The organism is Nocardioides eburneiflavus, from assembly GCF_004785795.1.
GTDB classification, from domain to species: Bacteria; Actinomycetota; Actinomycetes; order Propionibacteriales; family Nocardioidaceae; genus Nocardioides; species Nocardioides eburneiflavus.
Genome location: NZ_SRRO01000001.1, coordinates 771,422 through 794,689 on the forward strand (window position 1 = coordinate 771,422; position 23,268 = coordinate 794,689).

23 protein-coding genes are annotated in these 23,268 nt (G+C 71.6%); 9 read left to right on the forward strand and 14 right to left on the reverse strand.

Going from position 1 to position 23,268, the window contains the following annotated elements; genetic code table 11:
* Positions 1-13 precede the first annotated feature (13 nt).
* Both EXE59_RS03655 and EXE59_RS03660 read right to left on the reverse strand, forming a co-directional pair.
* Positions 14-472, reverse strand: coding sequence for a universal stress protein (locus tag EXE59_RS03655; RefSeq protein ID WP_135837681.1), 459 nt, complete (start codon positions 470-472; stop codon positions 14-16).
* Between the two features lie 46 nt (positions 473-518).
* Complete coding sequence (locus EXE59_RS03660) at positions 519-2,462, reverse strand: M13 family metallopeptidase (protein WP_135837682.1); 1,944 nt, start codon at positions 2,460-2,462, stop codon at positions 519-521.
* 143 nt (positions 2,463-2,605) lie between these two features.
* Between EXE59_RS03660 and EXE59_RS03665 the strand changes: the two genes are divergently transcribed.
* Positions 2,606-4,012 (forward strand): hypothetical protein, encoded by a 1,407-nt coding sequence (locus EXE59_RS03665; protein WP_135837683.1) that lies wholly within the window; start codon positions 2,606-2,608, stop codon positions 4,010-4,012.
* A gap of 2 nt (positions 4,013-4,014) precedes the next feature.
* On the opposite strand, the gene EXE59_RS03670 is transcribed toward EXE59_RS03665, so the two are convergent.
* From EXE59_RS03670 to EXE59_RS03695, 6 genes are read right to left on the reverse strand one after another with little or no spacing between them, the layout of a single operon-like run.
* A complete protein-coding gene (locus tag EXE59_RS03670; protein ID WP_135837684.1) occupies positions 4,015-4,992 on the reverse strand; it encodes an NADPH:quinone oxidoreductase family protein in 978 nt (325 codons plus the stop codon).
* 26 nt (positions 4,993-5,018) lie between these two features.
* Positions 5,019-5,297 carry a hypothetical protein gene (locus tag EXE59_RS03675; RefSeq protein WP_135837685.1) on the reverse strand — a complete coding sequence of 93 codons (279 nt, stop codon included), beginning with the start codon at positions 5,295-5,297 and terminating at the stop codon, positions 5,019-5,021.
* 23 nt (positions 5,298-5,320) lie between these two features.
* The gene (locus tag EXE59_RS03680) at positions 5,321-5,704 is read right to left on the reverse strand and encodes a hypothetical protein (RefSeq protein WP_135837686.1); all 384 of its coding nucleotides are present in this window, start codon (positions 5,702-5,704) and stop codon (positions 5,321-5,323) included.
* Positions 5,701-6,684: a hypothetical protein gene (locus EXE59_RS03685; protein ID WP_135837687.1), complete on the reverse strand. Its 984-nt coding sequence runs from the start codon at positions 6,682-6,684 to the stop codon at positions 5,701-5,703. Before EXE59_RS03685 ends, EXE59_RS03680 begins: the two co-directional genes overlap by 4 nt.
* 60 nt (positions 6,685-6,744) lie before the next feature.
* Entirely contained in the window at positions 6,745-7,971 is a 1,227-nt protein-coding gene (locus tag EXE59_RS03690; protein WP_135837688.1) for a M15 family metallopeptidase, read from the reverse strand.
* A gap of 9 nt (positions 7,972-7,980) precedes the next feature.
* Positions 7,981-9,369, reverse strand: coding sequence for an MFS transporter (locus EXE59_RS03695; RefSeq protein WP_246056476.1), 1,389 nt, complete (start codon positions 9,367-9,369; stop codon positions 7,981-7,983).
* A gap of 157 nt (positions 9,370-9,526) precedes the next feature.
* On the opposite strand from EXE59_RS03695, the gene EXE59_RS03700 reads away from it, so the two are divergent.
* The gene (locus tag EXE59_RS03700; protein ID WP_135837690.1) at positions 9,527-11,170 is read left to right on the forward strand and encodes a M28 family peptidase; all 1,644 of its coding nucleotides are present in this window, start codon (positions 9,527-9,529) and stop codon (positions 11,168-11,170) included.
* A 70-nt stretch (positions 11,171-11,240) separates the two neighbouring features.
* Here the strand turns inward: EXE59_RS03700 and EXE59_RS03705 are convergent, their stop codons facing one another.
* Complete coding sequence (locus EXE59_RS03705; RefSeq protein WP_135837691.1) at positions 11,241-11,804, reverse strand: TetR/AcrR family transcriptional regulator; 564 nt, start codon at positions 11,802-11,804, stop codon at positions 11,241-11,243.
* A gap of 38 nt (positions 11,805-11,842) precedes the next feature.
* Positions 11,843-13,330 (reverse strand): fatty acid desaturase, encoded by a 1,488-nt coding sequence (locus EXE59_RS24755; RefSeq protein ID WP_281280285.1) that lies wholly within the window; start codon positions 13,328-13,330, stop codon positions 11,843-11,845.
* Positions 13,331-13,471: 141 nt separating this feature from the next.
* Here EXE59_RS24755 and ppgK point away from each other — a divergent pair, with 141 nt between their 5' ends.
* The gene (ppgK, locus tag EXE59_RS03715; RefSeq protein ID WP_135837692.1) at positions 13,472-14,227 is read left to right on the forward strand and encodes a polyphosphate--glucose phosphotransferase; all 756 of its coding nucleotides are present in this window, start codon (positions 13,472-13,474) and stop codon (positions 14,225-14,227) included.
* 99 nt (positions 14,228-14,326) lie between these two features.
* On the opposite strand, the gene EXE59_RS03720 is transcribed toward ppgK, so the two are convergent.
* A complete protein-coding gene (locus EXE59_RS03720) occupies positions 14,327-14,812 on the reverse strand; it encodes a MarR family winged helix-turn-helix transcriptional regulator (protein ID WP_135837693.1) in 486 nt (161 codons plus the stop codon).
* Between the two features lie 152 nt (positions 14,813-14,964).
* Between EXE59_RS03720 and EXE59_RS03725 the strand changes: the two genes are divergently transcribed.
* A complete protein-coding gene (locus EXE59_RS03725; protein ID WP_246056478.1) occupies positions 14,965-17,058 on the forward strand; it encodes an MMPL family transporter in 2,094 nt (697 codons plus the stop codon).
* 23 nt (positions 17,059-17,081) lie between these two features.
* Here the strand turns inward: EXE59_RS03725 and EXE59_RS03730 are convergent, their stop codons facing one another.
* The gene (locus tag EXE59_RS03730; RefSeq protein WP_135837694.1) at positions 17,082-18,461 is read right to left on the reverse strand and encodes an NAD-dependent malic enzyme; all 1,380 of its coding nucleotides are present in this window, start codon (positions 18,459-18,461) and stop codon (positions 17,082-17,084) included.
* A gap of 61 nt (positions 18,462-18,522) precedes the next feature.
* Between EXE59_RS03730 and EXE59_RS03735 the strand changes: the two genes are divergently transcribed.
* The 5 genes from EXE59_RS03735 (at position 18,523) to EXE59_RS03755 (ending at position 21,657) form a co-directional block, all read left to right on the forward strand.
* On the forward strand, positions 18,523-18,801 hold the full coding sequence (locus EXE59_RS03735; protein WP_135837695.1) for a GNAT family N-acetyltransferase: 279 nt from the start codon (positions 18,523-18,525) through the stop codon (positions 18,799-18,801).
* A gap of 89 nt (positions 18,802-18,890) precedes the next feature.
* A complete protein-coding gene (locus tag EXE59_RS03740; protein ID WP_135837696.1) occupies positions 18,891-19,478 on the forward strand; it encodes a potassium channel family protein in 588 nt (195 codons plus the stop codon).
* Positions 19,475-19,861: a hypothetical protein gene (locus EXE59_RS03745; RefSeq protein ID WP_135837697.1), complete on the forward strand. Its 387-nt coding sequence runs from the start codon at positions 19,475-19,477 to the stop codon at positions 19,859-19,861. Before EXE59_RS03740 ends, EXE59_RS03745 begins: the two co-directional genes overlap by 4 nt.
* Before the next feature lie 53 nt (positions 19,862-19,914).
* Positions 19,915-20,373, forward strand: coding sequence for a DUF350 domain-containing protein (locus EXE59_RS03750; RefSeq protein WP_135837698.1), 459 nt, complete (start codon positions 19,915-19,917; stop codon positions 20,371-20,373).
* Positions 20,374-20,391: 18 nt separating this feature from the next.
* The gene (locus EXE59_RS03755; RefSeq protein WP_135837699.1) at positions 20,392-21,657 is read left to right on the forward strand and encodes a glutathionylspermidine synthase family protein; all 1,266 of its coding nucleotides are present in this window, start codon (positions 20,392-20,394) and stop codon (positions 21,655-21,657) included.
* Between the two features lie 106 nt (positions 21,658-21,763).
* On the opposite strand, the gene EXE59_RS03760 is transcribed toward EXE59_RS03755, so the two are convergent.
* Both EXE59_RS03760 and EXE59_RS03765 read right to left on the reverse strand, forming a co-directional pair.
* The gene (locus EXE59_RS03760; protein ID WP_135837700.1) at positions 21,764-22,792 is read right to left on the reverse strand and encodes a right-handed parallel beta-helix repeat-containing protein; all 1,029 of its coding nucleotides are present in this window, start codon (positions 22,790-22,792) and stop codon (positions 21,764-21,766) included.
* Positions 22,792-23,268 (reverse strand): glutathione peroxidase, encoded by a 477-nt coding sequence (locus EXE59_RS03765; RefSeq protein WP_135837701.1) that lies wholly within the window; start codon positions 23,266-23,268, stop codon positions 22,792-22,794. Before EXE59_RS03765 ends, EXE59_RS03760 begins: the two co-directional genes overlap by 1 nt.

Sequence of the window (23,268 nt, forward strand, 5' to 3'; positions counted from 1 at the left end):
GACTCGGGTCCCGTCACTCCGGGGGGTTGGGGACCACCAGGACGGGGACGGACGAGTGGCGTACGACCTGGGTGGCCGTGGAGCCGAAGAGCAGGCCCTTGAACCCGCCGGCGCCACGGGTGCCGACGACGAGCATCTCGGCACCGGCCGCGGCGTCGATGAGGCGCTCGGTCGCCTGCCCGCGCAGCGCGTAGAGCTGGACGTCGACGTCGTCGCCCAGGCCGGCGGCGGTGCAGTCGGCCTTGAGGTCGGCGATGACGGCCTGCTCGAACTCGGCGAAGGGAGGGACGTAGCCGCCGACCATCGAGTCGGGCCGGGGCGCGGTCGCGAGGTTCCACGCGCGTACGACGTGGAGGGTGACGCCCAGCCGGCGTGCGAGGTCGCCGGCGCGGCGTACGACGGCGGCAGCGGCGCGTGACCCGTCGTGCCCCACGACGATGCCGCCGGTGATGTGGGCTTCCTTCTTCACCATGCCCTCAGCGTAGGCAGGCGCGGACCCCCTGTCAGGGGGCCGAAGGTCACCAGATGCGGACGCGTCCCTCGGGCTCGAGCCACAGGCCGTCGCCGGGCTGGGTCTCGAAGACCTCGTGGAACTCGTCGAGGTTGCGCACGATGTTGGCGCGGAACTCGGCCGGGCTGTGGGGGTCGATGGTGAGGTACTGGAGCTCCTGCTCCTTGCGGCGCTTGGTGCGCCAGACGTGGCTCCAGTTGAGGAAGAGCGTGCGCCGGTCCTCGACCGAGGCCGCGCCGCCCTGACTGATGACGTAGGCCTTGTGCGCGATCGTCAGGCCGCCCAGGTCGCCGATGTTCTCGCCGACGGTGAGGCTGCCGTTGACGTGCTCGCCCGGGAGGTTGCGCGGCTCGAAGGCGTCGTACTGGGCGATCAGCGCCTCGGACTTGGCCTCGAAGGCCGCCTTGTCGTCGGCGGTCCACCAGTCGTGCAGGTTGCCGTCCCCGTCGTACTGCGCGCCCTGGTCGTCGAACCCGTGCCCGATCTCGTGGCCGATGACGGCGCCGATGCCGCCGTAGTTCTCGGCGTCGTCGGCGTCGGGGCTGAAGAACGGCGGCTGCAGGATCGCCGCCGGGAAGCAGATCTCGTTGGTGCCGGGGTGGTAGTAGGCGTTGACCGTCTGGGGCAGCATGAGCCACTCGTCGCGGTCGACCGGCTGGCCGACCTTCTCGAGCTGGCGATCGGTCTCGAAGGCCGACGCCGAGGCGACGTTGCCCATCAGGTCGTCGGCGGAGATCGTCAGCGCGGAGTAGTCGCGGAACTCGGTCGGGTAGCCGATCTTGGGGTAGAAGCGATCGAGCTTGTCGTACGCCTTCTGCTTGGTGTCCTCGCCCATCCAGTCGAGCGCCTCGATCGAGCGGCGGTAGGCCGTGACGAGGTTGGCGACCAGGTCGTCCATCATCTGCTTGGAGGTCGGCGGGAAGTGGCGCGCGACGTAGACCTTGCCGACGGACTCGCCGATGGCGCCCTCGACGAAGTCGACGCCGCGCTTCCAGCGTGCGCGCAGCTCGGGGGTGCCGTTGAGGGTGCGGCCGTAGAAGTCGAAGTTGGCCTCGACGAACGCGTCGGGCAGGTAGGGCGCGCTGCTGCGCACGACCCGCACGTGGAGGATGTCGCGCCAGGTCTCGATCGGCGTCTCCTCGAGCACCGTGGACAGGTGGGAGAAGAAGTCGGGCTGCATCACGATGGAGCGGCGCAGCGTCTCCTCGGTGCCGCCGAGACCGGTGACGTAGGTGGTCCAGTCGAAGGCCGGGCAGAGCTCGCGCAGCTCCTCGAGGCTCTTGTGGTTGGTGGTCTTCTGCACGTCGCGGGTCTCGGCGGCCTCCCAGTGGCCCTCGGCGAGGCGGGACTCGTACGCCAGCACGCGCGCGGCCGCGCCTGCCGGGTCGTCGTGGTCGCTGAGGGTGAGCAGCGTGGTGAGGTAGGCGAGGTACTTCTCGCGGATCTCGGCGAACTTGTCCTCGCGGTAGTAGGACTCGTCGGGCAGGCCGAGGCCGCCCTGGGCGAGGTAGACGATGTTGCGGGACGCGTCGGCGCGGTCGGGGGTGATGTAGGAGCCGAACAGTCCCGGGCCTCCGGTGCGCTCGAAGACACCGAGGAAGGCAGCGAGCTGGGTGAGGTCGGCGACGGAGTGGGCGCGGTCGAGCAGGCCCCGGATCGGCTCGAGTCCCTTGGCGGCGATCGTCTCGGTGTCCATGAAGGAGGCGTAGAGGTCGCCGATCTTGCGCTCGTCCTCGTCGAGGTCCTCGGCGGGCCGGTCGGCGAGCTCGGTGATGATGTCGCGCACCTGCTGCTCCGCGGCGTCGGCGAGCGCGATGAACGCGCCCCAGCTCGACTTGTCGGCCGGGATCTCGGTCTCGTCGAGCCAGCGCCCGTTGACGTGGCCGAACAGGTCGTCCTGCGGGCGGATGTCGGGGTTCATGCCGTCGCGTGCAGCGTCGAGGATCGTCACGCGCCGACCCTAACCCCGAGGCCCAGACCGGCGGCCGACACCCGCCTCGCCCCACTGGTCCAGACCACGTGCTGGCACCCGTGGCAAACCCGCCCGGATGGGTGAGGCTGAGCAGCCCTGGACGGATTCGATCGGGAGGACCCATGTTCCGACGCACGCGCACGCTCGCCCTGTTCGCTGCCGGCGGCCTCGTCGCCACTGCCCTGACCGCCCCGCCGGGGAGTGCCGGGACCGCCGAGCGGGTCGGCACTCGGTCGTGGAGCGCGCTGACGGCGAGCGCCTCCCCCAACTTCGCCCAGGCTGCGGTCGCCCGCACGGCTGACGGCACCCAGCACGTCGTGTGGATCGTCGACAACCCCGATCGCACCCACAACTACGAGCACACCACGATCTCGCCGAGCGGCCGGCAGGGCCCGGTGACCCGCGTCCTCACCACCAGCTGGGCGCAGCTGAGCACGCCTGTCGACCTCGGGGTCGACGCCGACGGCAGCCTCCGGCTGGCGTTCCGCGGCTCGATCGACGGCAGCACGGCCAACTTCTTCAGCTACAAGGGCGTCTACACCGCCGTCTCCGTCGACGGGGGATCCTCCTGGGCCGTGCCCCGCGAGGTGCTCGCGCCGAGCAACAGCGACGGCGGTGTCACGATGGCGTACACCCCGGACGGCACACCGATCACGGGCTACGGCGACACCGGCGGGTTCCACTGGAACGTCGGGACGATCCCGGAGGCCGCGGTGCCGGCGGCGACGGTTCAGGAGTTCACCGACCACGACGTCTACGGGGCGTCCCTGGTCAGGTCCGGGTCGGCCGTCCACGTCGTCTACCAGTCCATCCGCGGTGCGGGGATCTACGCGCGGCAGGTCTGGCCGTCCCTCGGCGCGCCGGTCAAGGCCCCCGGCGCCTACACCAACCCGGGCCAGCCGATGGCCGTCGTGGACCGGCCCGGCGTCGGCGTGGTCGCGGCCTACACGATCGACTCGCGGGTCGTGCTGTGGGACGTCTTCGCCAACCGCGTACGCCGCGTGCGTGGGATGGACGGTCCCAACAACGTCTCGCTGGCGGTGCTGCCGGACGGGCACCTCTGGGTGGCAGCGCAGGGGCCCATCGGCTACACGCCCCGCGTGTCGCGGGTCTCGGCGCGCGGCTGGACCGTCGACCGCACGCCGATCCGTCTCGACGACCTCTACAGCACGTTCGGGCTCGAGGTGAGCAGCGCGGGGGCGCTGCGCGCCGAGCTGCTGCTGACCGGCAACGACGCCGGCGACCCGAGCCGCGTCCACGCGATGTCGGCCCTGGCCCAGATGACCCTCCGCACCACGCCCCGCCGGTGGCGTGTCAACCGGGCGCAGCGGGTCGTCGTCAAGGTCACCGACGTCGACGGCGGGGTGGCCCGGGTGAAGGTCCGCGCCGGCGCACGCCGCTGCACCACCAACGGTGCCGGACGCTGCGTGATCCGGTTCCCCGGCCAGTCGCGTCCCGGCCGGATCACCGTCAAGGCGACCAAGCGCAGCTACTACCCGGTGAAGGCCAGGCTGCGGGTGGTGCGCTGAGGTCAGCGCACCCGTACGACCGACTTGCCGAGGGTGCGGCGCTCGTCCATGTCGACGAGCGCCCGCCCGAAGTCGGCGAGCTCGTAGGTCGCGCCGATCGGCGGCCTCACCACGCCGGACTCGATCATCGGAGCGAGGCGGTGCCACTGCTGCTGCATGTAGCTGGGCCGGGTCATGGCGTACGCCCCCCAGCCGACGCCGCGGACGTCGGTGTTGCCGAGCAGCAGCCGGTTGACCTTGACCTCGGGGATGCCCTGGCCCGCGGCGAAGCCGACCACCAGCACGCGTCCCTGCTCGGCCAGGCAGCGCAGCGAGTCGGTGAAGGCATCGCCCCCGACGACGTCGAGCACCACGTCGACGCCCTTGCCGCCGGTGAGCTGCTTGACCGCGTCCTTGAAGTCCGGGCCGATCACGACCTCGTCGGCGCCGGCCGCCCGGGCGAAGTCAGCCTTCGCCTCGGTGCTCACGACCGCGATCGTGCGGGCGCCGAGACCCTTGGCGACCTGGAGGGTGGCGGTGCCGACGCCGCCGGCAGCGCCGTGCACGAGGACCGTCTCGCCCTCCCGCAGGCACCCGCGCTCGTCGAGCGCGAACAGGGCGGTCAGGTAGTTCATCGGCAGTGCCGCACCCTCGTCGTACGACAGCGCGTCGGGCAGCGCGAACGTGAAGATCGCCGGGTTGGCGACCTGCTCGGCGGCGCCGCCGTTGAGGTTCACGCCGGCGACCCGCTGGCCCACCTCGAAGCCACTGGACTCCGGGGAGCCGGGGTCGAGGACCACGCCGGCGAAGTCGACGCCGAGGGTGAACGGCGGCTCGGGCTTGAACTGGTACTCCCCGCGGCTCAGCAGCAGGTCGGGGAACGCCACCCCGACGCTGTGCACCTCGACGAGGACGTCGTGGGGTCCGGGGGTCGGCGGGTCGACCTCGCGCACCTCGACGTCGGCGGGACCGGTGGGCGTGACGACCTGGACTGCGCGCATGCGAAGGAGGGTAGCGAGCAGGGGTGTCAGGCCCGCTTCCACATCAGGGTGAGCACCGCGAGGTCGATGACGATGACGGGGAGGGCCACCGCCCACATCACCGGGTCCGACCACTTGCGGGCGAGCCCGGTCCACGGCAGCACCATCCCGGCGAGCCCGACCACGACGCCGATGGCGATCCACGCCGGCTGCTTGGTGATCACCCCCGCGACGAGCACGATGAGCGACAGGAACACCGCTCCGTTGGTGGCGGCGTCGAGAACGAAGCCCTGGATGAACCGGGCGATGAAACCGCCTGCGCTCATGTCGTCGGAACGTCCTCCGTCGCTCACCCGTCGTCCTCCTGGTCGAGCATCTCGGCCTCCACGGTCCTCGGGTCGAACGTCGGGTCGTCCTCCAGGGCCTGCTTCCAGTCCTCGGCGTAGCGCTGCTCCATCGTCTCGAGGTGCGAGTGCAGCAGCCCTGCGTGCGGCGAGCTTCCCTCGAACACCTCGCCCCAGCTCGTCTCGCCGTCCTCGACCAGTCGGGCCAGGCGCTCCATGTCGGGGCCGAGCCTGCCGTCGAGTGCGTCGCGGTGCAACTGGTGGCGTTCGTCGGGCGTGTGGACAGGGGTCGCGGCCACCCGCGCCAGGTGTCCGCGGGCCATCTCGAGCGTCGCCTGGAAGGCGACCATGGCGGCGGCCACCTGCTCCTCCGGCGTCGGCTCGCTCACGCGGGGACTCGCGGGGCGTCGGGCAGGGACTCGATCGTGACCATGTGGACGAGGCTGATGATGAGGTTCTTGATGGTGGTGATGATCTGCCAGAACGCCATGATCGCCTTGCGTGCGGTCTTGAAGAGCTCCCAGCCCTCCTTGATCGTCTTGACGGCCTTCCACTGCCCCCACACCGGGATGTAGGAGGACGAGATGGCGGCACTGCAGATCGAGATGATCATGCGGATGACGTCGACGACGTTCTGGGCGAGGTCGACCGAGGAGCGGATCATGTCTCGCAGGTGCCCGCTGACCCTGCGCATCGCGCTCGACTGGCTGGACAGCTCGGTGATCCACCGCTCGACGTGGTCGGCGGACCGTGTCGCCGCGCCGCCGCGCCAGGTGCGCGAGATGGCGGCCTGGCCGTGGGAGAGGTTGTCGGTGACCCGGTCGAGGCAGTCGCTCACGTGCTGCCAGGCGGACGCCTGCAGCGCAGCCTTCTCGATGTCCCCGGCGATCCACCGGGTGACGTACTCGCGGGGGTCGATGCCGACGATCCACTCGGTGAGGTCACAGATCTTGTCGAGGACGAATCCGAACGAGACCTCGGGCAGCGCAGCGGTGTCGCAGCTGGGCGCGCCCACCGGGAGCACGCCGGCCACGTCGTAGAAGCCGTCGGCGCGGAGGTCGTCGGTGATGGCCCGGCCGACACCGAAGTCCTGGGCGACGCGCGCGTCGGTCTCCTGGAAGTCGTCGGCCGTCTCTCCCAGCGACGTTGCCGTGGCGCCGAGCCGCACACCCTCCTCGCCGAGCACCGCCGTGAAGGCGGGGACGAGGCCTTCGTACTCGTAGGTCACCAGCTCGAGGATGGCGCCGAAGTCCCCGTCGGGGACGTGCGTGGAGAGGTAGGACGACAGCCCCGTGCAGTCGGTACCGGCCCGGCCGACCTGTCGGGACCAACCGCGCAGGTCGGACAGTTCGACGGCGAGCTGGCTCATCGGAGCCTCCTTCGTGGGCGGGGATGCGTCCTTGATGCCCGTGACCGCGGCCGGCAAGACCTAGCCGACTGCCTTGACCTCGCTGAGCTCGAAGTGCATCGGGTCGGTCCAGCGCCAGTCGCCGCCCCAGGCGAAGCCCCAGGCCTTGAAGATCGCCACGACGTCGCGGTCGATCTCGCCAACGGTGCCGCGCTGGTTGCCCGCGGTGTTGAGGTCGAGGGCGAGGCCGAAGGAGTGGTTGGACAGCGTGGTCGTGTTGGCGATGAAGCGCGGGTAGTAGCACCCGGCGTACTGGCGCGGGTCGATCGCGCCGGCCAGGCCCCGCTGCTCCACCTCCAGCAGCGCGGCGCGCAGCTGCGGGAACAGGTCCTTGTGGCAGGTGACGCTGCCGAGGACGGGCACCGCCTCGGTGCGGATGTTGGCCCTGACCCAGGCCGGGTCGGGCGCGATCCGCCCACCGCCGAGCACGGTGTAGCGGAACGTGCCGACGAGGTCCCCGAGCGTGCCTCCGGTCGGGATCGCGGTGAGCTTCGCGTCGGGGTCGAGCCCGAGGCGCGAGGCGACGTCGAGCATCTGGACCGACGCGTCCTTGCCCACGAGGCGTTCCAGAGGCCCGCGGATCGTGGCGGGGGTGGTGCCGTCGGTCGAGATGAGCAGCCCGTTGTCGGTGGCCATCTCGATGTCGGCGGCCCACGCGGTGTTGACGACCATGTCGATCGTCGGGATCTGGGGGGTGTACGCCCCCACGTGCAGGGTGGGGGCGTCGTCGTCAGTGCCGAGCCGGATCATCCCGTTGGGGTCGGCGAGGCGGCGGACTGCCCTGGAGTCCGCGACGGCCATCTCGCCGCCTGCGACGCGGTCCCAGATCTCCTGGAGGTCGGCGACGTCCGCCTGGGTGAAGTGGCGGAAGCCGCCGGGGTCCACCGCGGCGACGGTCAGCACGCGGTTCTCGAGGCTGACCTGGCCGAGACCGATGCGCTCGGTGTGGGCCACGCCGCGCAGCCGCTCGATCCGCTTCAGCAGCTCGTCGTCGATCGGCTGGTCCCACTGCACGAGGATGTCCGCGCTCCACAACCGGCCGTCACGCTCGCCGGGCGGGTCGACGGCGTGGGCCGGGTCGGCCACGGGCACGGTGGAGGACTTCTCCGTCGGCTCGCTCACCGGCGAGGTGGGTTCGGAGGTGGGCGAGGCGTCCGGCTCCTCGCGGGCGGCGGGATCGCTGCACGCCACGACCAGCAGCGCGAGGGCAGCGGTCGCCGCGACCCCGGCTCCCCGTCGTACGCGCATGCCCAGACCCTAGGCAGTGGGTGTCTGGACGCGGCGCGGAATGGTGAACCACGAGACCAGGCCGCCCACGACGAGCAGGGCGGCGCAGGCGAGCACCGCGGAGCCGTACGCCGTGTCGAAGCGCGCCGGGTCGCGGTAGTCGTCGCCGGCCAGGCCGACCGCCATCGGGAGGGCAGCGATCGCGAGCAGGGACCCGGCGCGTGCCAGCGCGTTGTTGATGCCGCTGGCGACGCCCGCGACCTCGTCGGGGGCGGCCGCGAGGACCGTGGCCGTCAGCGGCGCGACCATCAGCGCCAGCCCGAGGCCGAAGACGGTGAGGCCGGGTGCGACGTCGCGCCACCAGGTCACGTCGGGGCCGACGCGCAGCAGCAGGAGCGTCCCTGCCGCCATCACCAGCGGGCCGAACGTCATCGGGACCCGCGGTCCGATGCGCTCGCCGAGCGCCCCGCCGCGTGCCGCGAGCAGCAGCATGCAGGCGGTGATCGGCAGCGTCGACAGGCCTGCCTGGAGGGCGTTGTAGCCACCGACCGTCTGCAGCTGGAGGACGAGGAAGAACAGGATCGCGCCGAGGGCGGCGTACACCACGAGGGTCATCAGGTTGGCGGCGCTGAAGGTCCGGTCGGCGAAGAGGCCGAGCGGCACCATCGGCCCACGGGAGCGACGCTCGACGGCGACGAAGACCACCGCGGCGACGAGGCCGCACCCCGCGGCCCAGAGGGTCACGGCCCCGCCGGCGTCGGTCAGCGCCCACGTGGTGCCGGCCAGGGCGAGGGCCGCCAGCACGGCGCCGGCGACGTCGAAGCGGCCCTGGGTCCGCGGGTCGCGGCTCTCGGGGACCCACGTCTGCGCCAGCCACACCGTCACTGCGGCGATCGGCAGGTTGATGAGGAAGATCCACCGCCACGACGCGTGGTCCACCAGCAGTCCGCCGACGAGCGGCCCGAGCGCAGCCGCGATCCCGCCGAGGCCCGACCAGGCGCCGATCGCCCGGCTGCGGTCCTCCGCGCGGAACGCACCCTGGATCATCGCCAGGCTCCCCGGGGTGAGCAGCGCGCCGCCGATGCCCTGCAGGACCCGCGCCACGACCAGCACCTCCGCGGTGGGCGCGAGCCCGCACAGCAGCGAGGCCAGCGCGAACCAGACGGTGCCGATCACGAAGACCCTCCGTCGGCCGAGCCGGTCGCCCAGCGAGCCGCCGAGCAGGATCAGGGAGGCGAGGGAGAGGAAGTAGCCGTTGGTGATCCACTGCAGCTGCGCGAGCGAGGCGTCGAGGTCCTCGCCCATCGTGCGGAGCGCGACGTTGACGACCGTGCCGTCCAGCAGCGTCATCCCCGACCCGAGGGTCGCGGCCGCCACCACCGCGCGCGCCGACGGCGTACCCCAGGAGACTCCGCTCACGCGCCCAAGGCTAGGCGTCGACGGTGCCCTGACCGGCGGTCTAGAGCGACTCGCTCCGTCCTTGACCGGGACCGGGCGCAGTCGTTTGATCGCGAGAGACGTCCGCCACCCCCAACCCCCCACCCCCCGACGGGCGCACGACAGGTCAGGAGACCCCATGAACCTCTCGACGCCATCGCCTCGGCGCGCCTCGCGCGCCGCGGGCTCGATCGCGCTGGCGCTCGTCGCCGGCGCCCTCACCTGGGCAGGCACGGCAGTGCCCGCCGAGGCCGCACCGCCGTCGTGCCTCAAGCGCACCAACAACACCCACGCGAAGCTCCTCGAGTGCGTCACCCTCGACGGCGTGCGCGGGCACCAGGCCGCGTTCCAGCGCATCGCCGACGCCAACGACGACGAGTTCTACCCCGGCACCCGGGTCGCCGGCACCGAGGGCTACGCGGCGAGCGTCGACTACGTCGCCGGCAAGCTCCGCGCCGCCGGCTACACGGTCACCCTCGACCCGTTCGACTTCCAGTTCGTCTTCCCCGCGCTGCTGCGCCAGCTCACCCCCGTGTCGGCGGACTACGCGACCGGCACCTACACCGGCTCCGGCAACGGCGACGTCACCGGCTCCGTCGTCCCGGTCGACCTCGCCCTGACGCCGCCGCGCGACAGCACCAGCGGGTGCGAGGCCGCCGACTTCGCCGGCCTCGACTTCAGCGGCCCCAACGACATCGCACTGGTCCAGCGCGGGACGTGCGCGTTCGCGATCAAGGCCGTCAACGCCCAGGCCGCCGGCGCCGAGGCCGTCGTCATCTTCAACCAGGGCAACGACCCGACCCGCGAGGGTCTCATCGTGGGCACCCTCAACCCGTCGTCGGTGCCGGTCACCATCCCGGTCGTCGGTGCCAGCTTCGCCGACGGCGCCGCCCTGGCGCAGGCCGGCTCCACCGCTCGCGTCCGCGTCCTGCCCAGCGAGACCCGTACGGACTACAACGTGCTGGCCGAGAAGCGCGGCGTCCTGAACCCGGACAACGTCGTGATGAGCGGTGCTCACCTCGACAGCGTGGCGGCCGGCCCCGGCATCAACGACAACGGCTCCGGATCCGCCGCGCTGCTCGAGACCGCCCTCCAGATGGCGAAGGTCAAGCCGCTCAACACCGTGCGCTACGCCTGGTGGGGTGCGGAGGAGGCCGGCCTGCTCGGCTCGACGGCGTACGTCACCGGCCTGTCCCAGGCCGAGCGTGACCGCATCGCGCTCTACCTCAACTACGACATGGTGGGCTCGCCCAACCACGTCCTGATGACGTACGACGCCGACGAGTCGACCTTCCCGGCGCCCGCCGGCGTGCCGATCCCGGCCGGGTCCGAGGCGATCGAGGAGCTGTACGAGGGGGTCTACACGTCCCTGGGCCGGCCCTACGACGACACGCAGTTCTCCGGTCGCAGCGACTACCAGGCGTTCATCGTCGCCGGGATCCCGTCCGGCGGCCTGTTCACCGGCGCGGAGGTCGTCAAGACCCCGACGCAGCAGGCCATCTGGGGCGGCACGGCCGGCCAGCAGTTCGACCCGTGCTACCACCTCGCCTGCGACACCTTCGCGAACAACAACAACGCGGCGCTCGACGTCAACAGCGACCTCATCGCCTACGCCGCGCTGACGTACGCGTACTCGACCGAGGCCGTCAACGGCGTCGTGGGCGAGCCCGTGCCGGAGTCGGTCCCGCTCCCCGAGCCGACCGGCCCGGAGGGCACGTTCTGCACCACGGCCGGGTGCCCGTCCGGTGGTCTCCACGACGACCACGAGGGCGAGAGCGAGTGACCGGAGGCGCGTGACATCACGCGAGTGAGAGGGGGACGGCCGCCGGCAGCACCGGCGGCCGCTCCTCCGCTCAGCCCCCGAGGACCTGTCCCGCGAGCCACGCAATGTCGGCGCCGGTCTGCTCCGGCGAGCCGGACGGCTGCATGACGTGGCTGAGCACGACCCGGACGACCATGTCGATCGCCGGGTCGAGGTGGTCGGGGTCGATGCCCGGTGCGTACGGCGCGACCCGCGCGCTGATGACCTCCTTGGCCACGCCCAGCAGCCCGGCGGCGTTGGTCGTCAGCAGCGGGAGCAGCTCGGTGTCGGCGCCGTGGGTCGCGCTGACCACGGCGTGCAGCAGCTTGTTGGCGCTGGCGTGGGTGAGCACGTCGGTGACGGCCTTCTCGATGGCGGCGGCCAGGTCGTCGGGGCGGGCGTCGAAGGCCTGCTCCACCACCTGGAGGAAGCGGGCCAGCTCCTCGAGGATCATCGTCTCGGCGAGCGCCGGCTTGGAGCCCACCTCGTTGTAGACGGTCTGCCGGCTCACCCCGGCCGCCTCGGCGAGGCGCGCCATCGTCACCGACGCCCACCCCGACGAGGTCGTCATCTCGACGGCCGCCGCGACGATGCGGTCGCGGGTCGTCTCGGGCATGCGCCGAGTCTAGGAGCCCCCGGCGTACGCACCGATCGTCAGGCGACCGACCGCTCGGGCTCGCAGGGCACGAAGTCGACCTTCTCGCGCACGCCGCAGTCGGGGCAGCACCAGTCGTCGGGGATGTCGGCCCAGGCGGTGCCGGCGGCGAAGCCCTCGTGCTCGTCGCCCGCCGCGACCTCGTAGACGTACTCGCAGCTCGGGCAGCGCGCGGCGAGCACCTCCTTCTGCGTCTGCCGCTCCTGGGTCTCGACACGGGCTCGTTCCTCGCCCTGCTCAACCGGCGGAGGTGCGGCGGCGTAGCGGCGGAGGTAGGTCTCGCGCTTGCGCGGGCTGATGTTGGCGAGCGACACGTCGCCGCCGAAGTGGTCGACCACGCGCTGGTCCATCACCCGGCGCCAGACGGCGGGCACGATGGCCAGGACGATCATCCCGGCGTACCCCGTCGGGAGCACCGGGCTCTCCTCGAAGTCGCGCAGCGTCTGGTAGCGCCGCGTCGGGTTGGCATGGTGGTCGCTGTGCCGCTGGAGGTGGTAGAGCAACACGTTGGTCGCGATGTTGTTGGAGTTCCAGCTGTGGCTGGGCAGCACCCGCTCGTAGCGCTGGCGCTCGCCCTCGCCGACCTTCTGCCGCAGCATCCCGTAGTGCTCCATGTAGTTGACGACCTCGAGCAGGGAGAACCCGACGACCGCCTGGATGACGAGGAAGGGCAGCACCTCGACGCCGAAGGCGGCGATGATCGCGGCCCACAGCACGACCGTCATCAGCCACGCGTTGAGCACGTCGTTGTCCAGGCGCCAGGGGCTCTGCTTGCGGCGGGCCAGGCGACGCTTCTCCAGGCGCCAGGCAGACCTCAGGGAGCCACCGACCGTACGGGGCCAGAACTGGTAGAAGTTCTCGCCCAGCCGGGCGCTCGCCGGGTCCTCCGGGGTCGCGACGCGGACGTGGTGGCCGCGGTTGTGCTCGATGTAGAAGTGGCCGTAGAAGACCTGCGCGAGCGCGATCTTGGACAGCCAGCGCTCGTTGGCCTCCTTCTTGTGGCCGAGCTCGTGCGCGGTGTTGATGCCGATGCCGCCGATGCAGCCGATGGAGACGGCCAGTCCGATCTTGTCGAGCGTCGACAGCGGCTGGTCGGCGAGCAGGCCGAAGCCGTCCCAGCCGCCGACCACTGCCATGGCGCCGAGGAAGCCGGCGTACTGGATCGGGAGGAAGAGATAGGTGATCCAGCGGTAGTAGCGGTCCTGCTCCAGCGCCTCGATGACGTCGTCCGGCGGGTTGGAGCGGTCGAGCCCCGCGACGAGGTCGATCGCCGGGACGACGCCGAGGATCACGATCGGCCCGATCCAGAACCAGACGCTCCAACCGGTCGCGAGGTGGCCGCCGAAGGCGACGAACGCCAGGCTCGGCACCACCAGGCCGATCAGCCAGAGGTAGCGCTTGCGGTCCTTCCAGAGCTCCGTCGTGCCGTCGGGCACCGTGCCGCTGGGGGCGAGTCGCGTGGGCATCCGGGTGGGGTAGCCGGCCATGGTCGTGACCTCCTGCCGTGGGGTTTACAAGACCATACGATCTGTAAACTCCTTTGACAAGAGCCATTGATCTGTCAACAGCCGTCTCGTCGGGTGTTGCCCCCGTCACACCTCCCGAGCGCTGGCGATAGGTTGTGTGCCATGGAACACCCCTTCGGCATCGACTTCGGCGGCACCGGCATCAAGGGCGCCCCTGTCGACCTCGAGGTCGGCGACTTCGCCCACGACCGGGTCCGGATCGACACCCCCAAGCCGGCGACGCCGCAGGCCGTCGCCAAGGTCTTCGGCGAGATCGTCGGCAGCTTCCCCGCCTCGACCAGGCCCGTCGGGGTGACCGTGCCCGGCATCGTGCGCCGCGGCGTCGTGCTGTCGGCCGCCAACATCGACAAGTCGTGGATCGGCGAGGACGCCGACGCCATCTTCACCGAGGCGCTCGGCCGCGAGGTCCACGTCGTCAACGACGCGGACGCCGCCGGGCTCGCCGAGGCCGAGTACGGCGCGGCGAAGGGCCGCGGCGGTCTCGTCATGGTCATCACGCTCGGCACCGGCATCGGCTCGGCGATGATCTGGGACGGCCAGCTCGTGCCCAACTCCGAGATGGGCCACCTCGAGCTCGACGGCGCGGTCGCCGAGGTCACCACCGCCACCAGCGCGCGCGAGCGCGAGGGGCTGACCTGGGAGGCGTGGGCGAAGCGGCTCACCGCCTACTTCCGCCACCTCGACCGGCTGTTCTCCCCCGACCTGTTCGTGATCGGCGGCGGGGTCAGCAAGTCGTGGGACAAGTTCGGCCACCTGATCGAGGTCGAGACCGAGATGGTCCCCGCCACGCTCCAGAACCGCGCTGGCATCGTCGGCGCCGCGCTCGTCGCGCACCGCAAGGCCGGCAGCTCCGACTGAGCTGCCTCCTGGTCGCAACCACCGGCTACCCGGTGGTTGCCGCGCTTCCTGCCCGCTGCAACGGCCGACAACCGTACGAAAGGGACTGGAACCCCTGCCCTACGGCTCGAGGACCCGCTCGAAGGCCGCGGCGGCCCCGCGCAGGTAGCGCTCGACCACGGCCTTCTCCTCCTCGGTGAAGGAGGCGTCGTGCCGGTCGAGCGCGGCGAACATCGGCATCAGGTGCCCGACGACCTCGCCGCGCCCGGAGTCGGTGATGTGGAGGTCGGTGCGCCGGCGGTCCAGCTCGTGGGGGCGGCGCTCGACGTGGCCGCGGGCGACCAGTCGGTCGACGATGCCGGTGGCGGCCGCCGTCGACACCTCGAGGCGTCGTGCCACCTCGGCCGGCCCGATCTGCTCACGGCTGAGGTGCTCGAGCGTGACCAGCTCGGTCTCGCTGAGCCCGGCGCGGCGGGCCACCACGTGGGTGACGCGGCTGCCCGCGGCGACGAGGTCACGCAGCGCCAGGAGCGTCGGCGGCTGCGTCCGCTCCCGACCGCGCTCGACCCACGGAGGGACCGCGTCGGGCTGGTGCTGGTCGGTCACGCGAGGGCTCCGGTGTCGTGGTCGTGCCTGCAGGCGGCGGCGCGGGTGGCGGTGCTGGTGGCTTGCCAGCGTAACCACGCTACCGTTAACTTGATAAGTAACTTGGTTAGCAATCACCTTGCCTAGCGACCTCCCCGACCTGAGGATCCTCCGTGTCCCACCACCGCATCCCCGCGCCTGCCCGTGCCCTCACCGGTCCCCGACTCGCGTGGCTCGTGGCCCTCGGGCCCCTCCTGATGGCACTCGCCGTGATCGCCTTCCTGCCCGAGGGCGAGCGGGAGGCATCCCCGGTCGACACCCGCCCCGCGGGTGCCGACAGCACGCTCGCGGTCGAGCTCGCCGAGCAGCTGCCCGAGGACGAGGGCCAGGTCGCCATCGTCCTGTGGACGGCCGGGTCCGGGGAGCTCGACGAGTCCGTACGCGGCCAGCTCACCGAGCAGGGTGTCGCCCTGCTCGCCGCCGCCGGCGACGAGGGCCGGGGCGGGAATCCCGACGGACCCCCCCGAGGCGCAGAGGGCCAGCAGTCCCCCGTCGTCGTGGCCGAGGACGGGACGGCCGCCTTCGTCGCGGTCCCGGTGACCTCCACGTCGGCCACCGACAACATCGACCGGGTCGAGGAGCTGCGCGACCGGCTGCGCGAGGACGCCCCGGACGACGTCGAGGTCCAGGTGACCGGGCCGGCCGGCATCCAGGCCGACATCGGGCAGGTCTTCGACGGCGCCGACATCCGACTGCTCGCCACCACGGCCGCGATCGTGGCGCTCCTGTTGATCATCACCTACCGCAGCCCGGTTCTCTGGCTGGTGCCGCTGGCCGTCGTGGGCATCGCCGACCGCTTCGCGGCCATCGTCGCCACCAACGTGCTCGAGGTGGCGGGCGTCGCGTGGGACGAGTCGACCGTCGGCATCCTGAGCGTGCTGGTCTTCGGCGCCGGCACCGACTACGCCCTGCTGCTCATCTCCCGCTACCGCGACGAGCTCAAGACCACCGACTCGCGCCACGAGGCGATGGCGCGGGCGCTGTCGCGGACCTTCGAGGCCGTGCTCTCCAGCGCGACGACCGTCGTGCTCGGCCTGCTGACCCTGCTGCTCTCCGCGATCCCGACCACTCGCGGCCTCGGCCTCGCCTGTGCGGTCGGCGTGGTGATCGCCGCGACCTTCGCCCTCGTCGTGCTGCCGGCGGCACTCGTGCTGTTCGGCCGCTGGGTGTTCTGGCCGCGGGTGCCGCACGTCGGCGACGCGGTGCTGGTCGACTCGCGCGGCGTGTGGCGCCGGGTCGGCGACGCCGTGGCCCGTCGCCCGCGCACGTTCGTGGCCGGCACGGTGGCCGGTCTCGCCCTGCTCGCCGTCGGCACCACCTCGATCATCACGGGCCTCGACCCGGCCGACCAGTTCCTCCAGCGACCCGAGGCCATCGCGGCCGCCGAGCGCCTCGGCGAGTCCTTCCCCGCCGGCACCTCCGACCCCGTCCAGGTCGTCACCCGCGCCGAGCCCGAGCAGGTGCTCGCCGCGGTGGAGACCGTCGACGGGGTCGACTCCGCCCGCATCACGACGAACGCCGACGGCATCGCGCTCATCGACGCCGTCCCCGACGCGGCGCCGGGCAGCGACGCCGCCGAGGCGGTCGTGCTCGACGTCCGAGACGCGGTCGCCGGCTTCGACGACACCCACGTGGGCGGAGGGGACGCGGAGTCGATCGACGCGGCCGACCACGCCGCGCAGGACCGCCTGCTCATCCTCCCGCTCATCCTCCTGCTGGTGCTGGGGGCGCTCGTGCTGCTGCTGCGCTCGCTGGTCGCACCGCTCCTGCTCGTCGCGACCGTGCTGGCGACGTACGCCGCGAGCATGGGCGCGTCCTGGTGGCTGTTCCAGTGGGTCTTCGACTTCCCGGCGATGGACACCGGGGTGCCGCTCCTGGCGTTCCTGTTCCTGGTCGCGCTGGGCGTGGACTACAACATCTTCCTCGTCACCCGGGCCCGCGAGGAGGCGCGCGAGCACGGCACCCGTACGGGCATGCTCCGCGCGCTGACCGCGACCGGAGGCGTCATCACGAGCGCCGGCATCCTGCTCGCCGCGGTCTTCGCCGTCCTCGGCGTGCTGCCACTGGTCGTGCTCGCCCAGCTCGGCGCGATCATCTTCGTCGGCGTGCTGCTCGACACCCTCGTCGTGCGCACGGTGCTGGTCCCGGCGCTCGCGCTGACCCTCGGCGAGACGTTCTGGTGGCCGCGGAAGGTCGGGCCCGCCTGACCCGGCGCGAGAGCGAGCGCGGGTCAGCCCTCGCGACCGCTGATCGCGGCGGCGACCCGCTTGGTCACGTCGGGGTGGAAGACGCTCGGGATGATGAAGGCGGCGTGCAGCTCCTCGGCGCTGACCGTGTCGGCGATCGCCTGGGCCGCGCGCAGCAGCATGTCGGTCGTCACCTCGGTGGCACCCGCGTCGAGCAGGCCGCGGAAGACGCCGGGGAAGGCCAGCACGTTGTTGATCTGGTTGGGGTAGTCGGAGCGGCCCGAGGCGACCACCGCGGCGTACTTGTCGGCCTCGGCGGGATCGACCTCCGGGTCGGGGTTGGCCAGGGCGAAGACGACCGGCTTCGGCGCCATCGTGGGGATCCACTCCGGGTCGAGGATGCGGGGTGCCGAGACGCCGACGAACACGTCGGCGTCGACGAGGACCTCCTGCAGCGAGCCGCGGGCGCGGCGCGGGTTGGTCGCGCCGGCCAGCTCGGCGTGGGCCAGCGAGAGCGACTCGTCTCCTGAGGCCAGCGCGCCCTCGCGGTCGACCACGACCACGTCGTGGGCCCCGGCGGCGAGCAGCAGGGTGACGATGGCCGTGCCCGCGGCACCGGCGCCGGACACCACGATGCGTACGTCGGCGAGCTGCTTCTCCACGCAGCGCAGCGCGTTGGTCAGCGCGGCGAGCACCACGATCGCGGTGCCGTGCTGGTCGTCGTGGAACACGGGGATGTCGAGGGACTCGCGCAGCCGGGCCTCGATCTCGAAGCAGCGCGGCGCGGCGATGTCCTCGAGGTTGATGCCGCCGAAGCCGGGGGCGATCATCTCGACGGCCTTCACGATCTCGTCGGTGTCCTGGCTGGCCAGGCAGATCGGCCACGCGTCGATGTCGGCGAACCGCTTGAACAGCGCGGCCTTGCCCTCCATCACCGGCATCGCGGCGCCCGGGCCGATGTTGCCGAGGCCGAGCACGGCGGAGCCGTCGGTGACGACGGCGACGGAGTTGCCCTTGATCGTGAGCTTGCGGACGTCCTCGGGGTTGTCGTGGATCGCCATGGACACCCGGCCCACGCCGGGGGTGTAGGCCATCGACAGGTCGTCACGGGTGCGCAGCGGCACCTTGGACTGGACCCCGATCTTGCCGCCGAGGTGGAGCAGGAAGGTCCGGTCGCTGACCTTGTGGACCGTCACCCCCTCGACGCCGGAGACCGCGGTGACCAGCTCCTGGGAGTGCTCCGCGTCGGCGGCCGAGCACGTCACGTCGACGGTGAGGCGGTCGTGCCGCGACTCCGCCACGTCGATCGCGGTGACGACGCCCCCGTTGTGCGCGATGGTGGTCGCGACGGCGCCGACGACGCTGTGGTCGGCCGCGGTGTACAACCGCATGGTGATCGAGTACGACGATGCGGTTGCTGCCATGCCCCAGACCCTCCACCTCGCACGGGGTTACGGGCAAGTCACGTCGGTCTAGGCTCGGGTTGTGGACACAGAGTTCATCGACGCCCCCGACCACCACCGCTACGAGCTGCGTGCCGGCGAGGAGGTCGTCGGCTTCATCGACTACCGCCTCCGTGGCGAGCTGATCCACCTCGTGCACACCGAGGTGCTGCCCGCCTTCACCGGCCAGGGCCACGCCGCCACCCTCGCCCGCGCAGCGCTCGACGACGCGCGCTCACGCGGCCTGAGGGTGCACCCCGACTGCCCCTACGTCGCGGCGTACGTCGCCAAGCACCCGGAGTACGCCGACCTCGTCGCCTGAGGCACCAGGGCGCCCGCGGGGGTTCGACCGGTCGGAGGCGGGGGAAGCGCTATGGTCGCCGCGACGACACGGGGGAACGGGGAGTGCACATGGCCGATCGGGTCACGGACGTCGACAGGGTCGAGCACGTGGTCGCCCGGCGGATCGGTTTCGTCTCCCGGCCCGTCCGCGGACTGGTCAACGCGCCGCACCTGCTGGTGCTGGTCGTCATCGGGATCTGGATCGTCTGCTCGCTCGTCTACGCGCTGCTCGAGGACAAGGGCCCGATCGAGGGCCTCTGGTGGGGCATCGTCACCGGGTCGACCGTCGGCTACGGCGACTTCTACCCCTCCTCCACCGCGGGCCGCGCGGTCGGCGCGTTCCTCATCGTGTCGATGCTGGTGCTGGTGCCGATCGCGATCGGCCACGTGATCGCCAACCTCGTCTTCGACAAGGAGTCGCTCGCCGTGGCGACCGTCCTCGAGGACGTGCACGAGCGCATCGACCGCCTCGAGCACCTGACGCTCGCCTCGCTCGAGGCCCAGCACGGTCGCGAGTGGCTCGACGCGCGGCTGGCGGAGCACGAGGCCGCGGACGCGGCCACCACCGACGTCGCCGAGCGGATGCTCGCGATGTTCGCCGAGAAGAACGCCCCACCGACGAACGCCGCTCAGGACCCGCCCGGAGGCTCCCGATGACCACACCCACCCGCCGCCGCATGCGCTCGTCCAGCATCTCGCTGGGCATCACGGCGCTGATGGCCAGCAGCCTCACCGGGTGCTCCTCCAGCGCCGACTACGCCGCAGTCTGTGTCGACCCCGACACCCAGGAGCGCGTCGACGACGACCAGTGCGACGACGACTCCGACTACAACGGCGGCGGCTCCGGGTTCTTCTGGTACTACCTCGGCGCCAGCTCGCGGATCCCCGCGGTCGGACAGACCACGTCGGGCGGCACCTTCAGCGGCAGCTCGCTCAACGGCACCGTCCAGCGCGGCGGCCTGCCCTCGACCGGCGGCTCCACCGTCAAGTCCGCCACCACCAAGGGCGGGTTCGGCGGCAGCTCGCGCGGCTTCGGCTGAGCCTGCCTGCCCCGTCCCGACCCACCACGTCAGCCCCGCTCCCAGGAGACACCGTGACCGACCTGATCAACGCCCTGCTGCACGCCGTCGCCTACGCCCTCGTCGGCGGGGCGATGCTCGTGGTCGCCTACTACGTCCTCGACCTGGCCACCCCGGGGCACCTCGGCACCCACCTGCGGGGCGTCGACGAGAACGGCAACGAGTCGGTGCACGCCCACTCCAAGGGTGCCGCCGTGGTCACGTCGGCGTGGCTGGTCTCCAACGCAGCGGTGCTGTTCACCGCGATCTGGACCAACGGCGCGACCTCCCTCGGCTGGGCGCTGGGGTGGACGGTGTCCTTCGGCGTCGTCGGCATCGCCCTCAACACGCTGATGTTCTTCGCCGTGGAGGCGATGACGCCGGGCAACCTGCGCCAGATCGTCACCGAGCCCGGCCCCGTACGCCCCCTCGCCCACGTCGCGGCCGCCGTGGCCCTCTCGGTCGGCGCCATCGTGTGCGCCAGCATCGCCTGAGCGGGCGGGCACCGACAGATGTGGCGGCACCGGTCGCGGGCGCGTGAGGGCTGGCGCGACACCGTCGTGGAGCAGGGGCTGGTCTTCCCCGTCACGAAGATGCCCGACGGCGCCGAGCTGCCCTACTGGAACGAGGACGCCTGGTACGAGGTGACCATGGAGGAGGTCGAGGCCCTCGAGGCCGCGACCGAGGAGCTGTGGGCGATGTGCCTGCAGGCGGTCACCCACATGGCCACGACGATGACCGACGAGCGTCTCGGCCTGCCGCCGGGCTCGCTGGAGGTCGTACGCCGCTCCGTCGAGGCGGGCGACCCGGCGCTCTACGCGCGCTTCGACCTGGCGTACGGCGCCGACGGGTCGATCAAGATGCTGGAGATCAACGGCGACACCCCCACCGGCCTCGTGGAGACCGGGATCATCCAGTGGAACTGGATGGAGGACGTGATGCCGGAGATGGACCAGTGGAACTCCGTCCACGACCGCCTCATCGCCGGGTGGCGCAAGCTGCGCCGCTCCGGCCACTTCGACGGCGACCGCCTGCACTTCCTCTACGACCTCGGAGAGGAGGACTCCTACGACGGCGGCGAGATGGAGATGACGGTCCACTACCTGATGGACACCGCCGTCCAGGCCGGCTGGGTCGCCCTCGCCCACCCGGTCGCCGAGGTCGGCTGGAACCCCGACACCCGCGACTTCCGCGACGTCCACGACGAGCCGCTGCGCAACGCGTTCAAGCTGTACGCCTGGGAGGAGATGCTGGCCGAGCCGTTCGGTCGCTTCGTCGTCGACCGGGCCGAGGCGCGGCCCACGAGGTGGATCGAGCCCGCGTGGAAGGTGCTGCTCAGCACCAAGGCGCTGCTGCCGGTGCTGTGGGAGCTGTTCCCCCGCCACCGGCTGCTGCTGCCGGCCTACTTCGACGAGCCGCGCGACCTCGAGCGCTGGGTCGCCAAGCCCCTGCACGGGCGCGAGGGCGACAACATCCGCATCCACCTCGACGACATGCTCGAGGACGTCGTGATGCCCGGCGGCTACGGCGCGGAGGGCTGGGTCTACCAGGCCTACACCGAGCTCCCGAGCTTCGAGGGCAACCGCGTGGTGCTCGGGTCGTGGATCGTCGACGGCGAGGCCGCCGGGATGCTGGTGCGCGAGTCGGACAGCATGGTCACCGACTACTTCTCCCGCGTCGCGCCCCACGTGATCAGCGACGGCCTGGCGCCCTCGGAGGAGCAGGTCGCGCAGTGGCTCGCCGAGCGGGTCGGCCCGGACGCGCCCTCACTCGCCTGACCCGACGCAGGTTTAGAGGCTCGTCGCTGGCGCTCCTCGCACCTCGACCAGCGAAGGAGTCGGTGGTCGAGGTGCGAGCGCAGCGAGCCTCGAAACCACGCCCGCTCTAGCGCACCACCGAGTCGGTGATCGTCCGGCTCGCACCGAGGAAGAAGATCCCGGGCAGCGTCTCGAACCCGTCGCTGGGGTTGTCGACGAGCCGCGAGCCCCGGATCGTCATCGTGCCGGAGCGGTCGTTGGAGACGAAGAAGATCGCGCCGCCGCCCTCGCGGGCGCGGTTGCCGGTGATCTCGGAGTCCTCCACGGTGAGGTGGATGTCGTTCCCGTCGACGTAGATCGCGCCGCCGGAACCGCCGCCGGGCGTGCCGGGCCGCGCGGGGTTGGCGCCGCGTCCGATCGCGCGGTTGCCGGCGAAGGTCGAGCCGGTGATCCGCCACGAGACGCCGATGCTGCTGAGCGCCGAGCCGTTGCTGCAGCGCCCGCCGGTGAAGGTGGAGCGGCGTACGACGACAGGCCGGTCGCGGTGCTGGTCGAGCACCCGGACCGCTGCCCCGCCGACGTCGGGACCCGTACGGTCGCAGCGGTTGTCGGCGAACGTCGAGCCGACGATCCGCAGGCGGCCGCCGCGCACGAAGATCGCGCCGCCGCCCCCGCCGTCGACCCGCTCGCCGGTGCTGTTGCCGCGGACGAAGCCCATCCGCTTGACCACCAGCCGCGGCTCGGCCTGGTCGTTGCAGTGCGACGTGGTCCAGGTCTGCGCCCGGTCGCAGGTGTTCATGTAGAGGATCCGCCGCTCACCCTGCCCGCTCAGGGTGACGAGCCCGCCGCCGTCGAGGACGACGCGGCTCGAGGTGTTGACGACCTTCGCGGTCCTCGTCATCGCGACCGTGACCGGTGCCGGTCCGCAGGAGAAGGTGATGGTGCCACCCCGCGCCACCGCCCGTACGACCGCGCGCGAGGTGCAGGACGCGGGGGTTCCCGTCCCGACCACGGTTCCCGTCGCCCGCTCCGCCGTCGCTGGTTGAGCAGGTCGCGCAGCGACCGTGTCGAAACCCTCCGCACCACCCGCCCCCGCCGGAGCAGCCGACACCCCCATCACGACGAGCACCGCCGCGGCGAGGACGCCGGCGCGCATCAGAGCGCCTTCTCGATGTCCTTGCTGAGCTTCTCGGGCTCGATCGTCGGCGCGTACCGGTCGATGACCTGGCCGTCGCGACCGACGAGGAACTTGGTGAAGTTCCACTTGATCTTGCTGCCGAGCATCCCGCCTCTGGAGTCCTTGAGCCACTCGAAGAGCGGGTGCGCCTGGTCGCCGTTGACGTCGACCTTGGAGAACAGCGGGAAGGTCACGCCGAAGTTGCGCTCGCAGAAGTCCGAGATCTCCGCCTCGCTGCCGGGCTCCTGGTTGCCGAACTGGTCGCACGGGAAGCCGAGCACCACCAGGCCTTGGTCGGCGTAGGTGTCGTGGAGCTCCTGGAGACCCTTGTACTGGCCGGTGAAGCCGCACTGCGAGGCGGTGTTGACGACCAGCACGACCTTGCCGTCGTACTGCGAGAGGTCGGTGTCGGTGCCGTCGATCGCCGTTGCCGAGAATTCGGAGAGAGTGGTCAT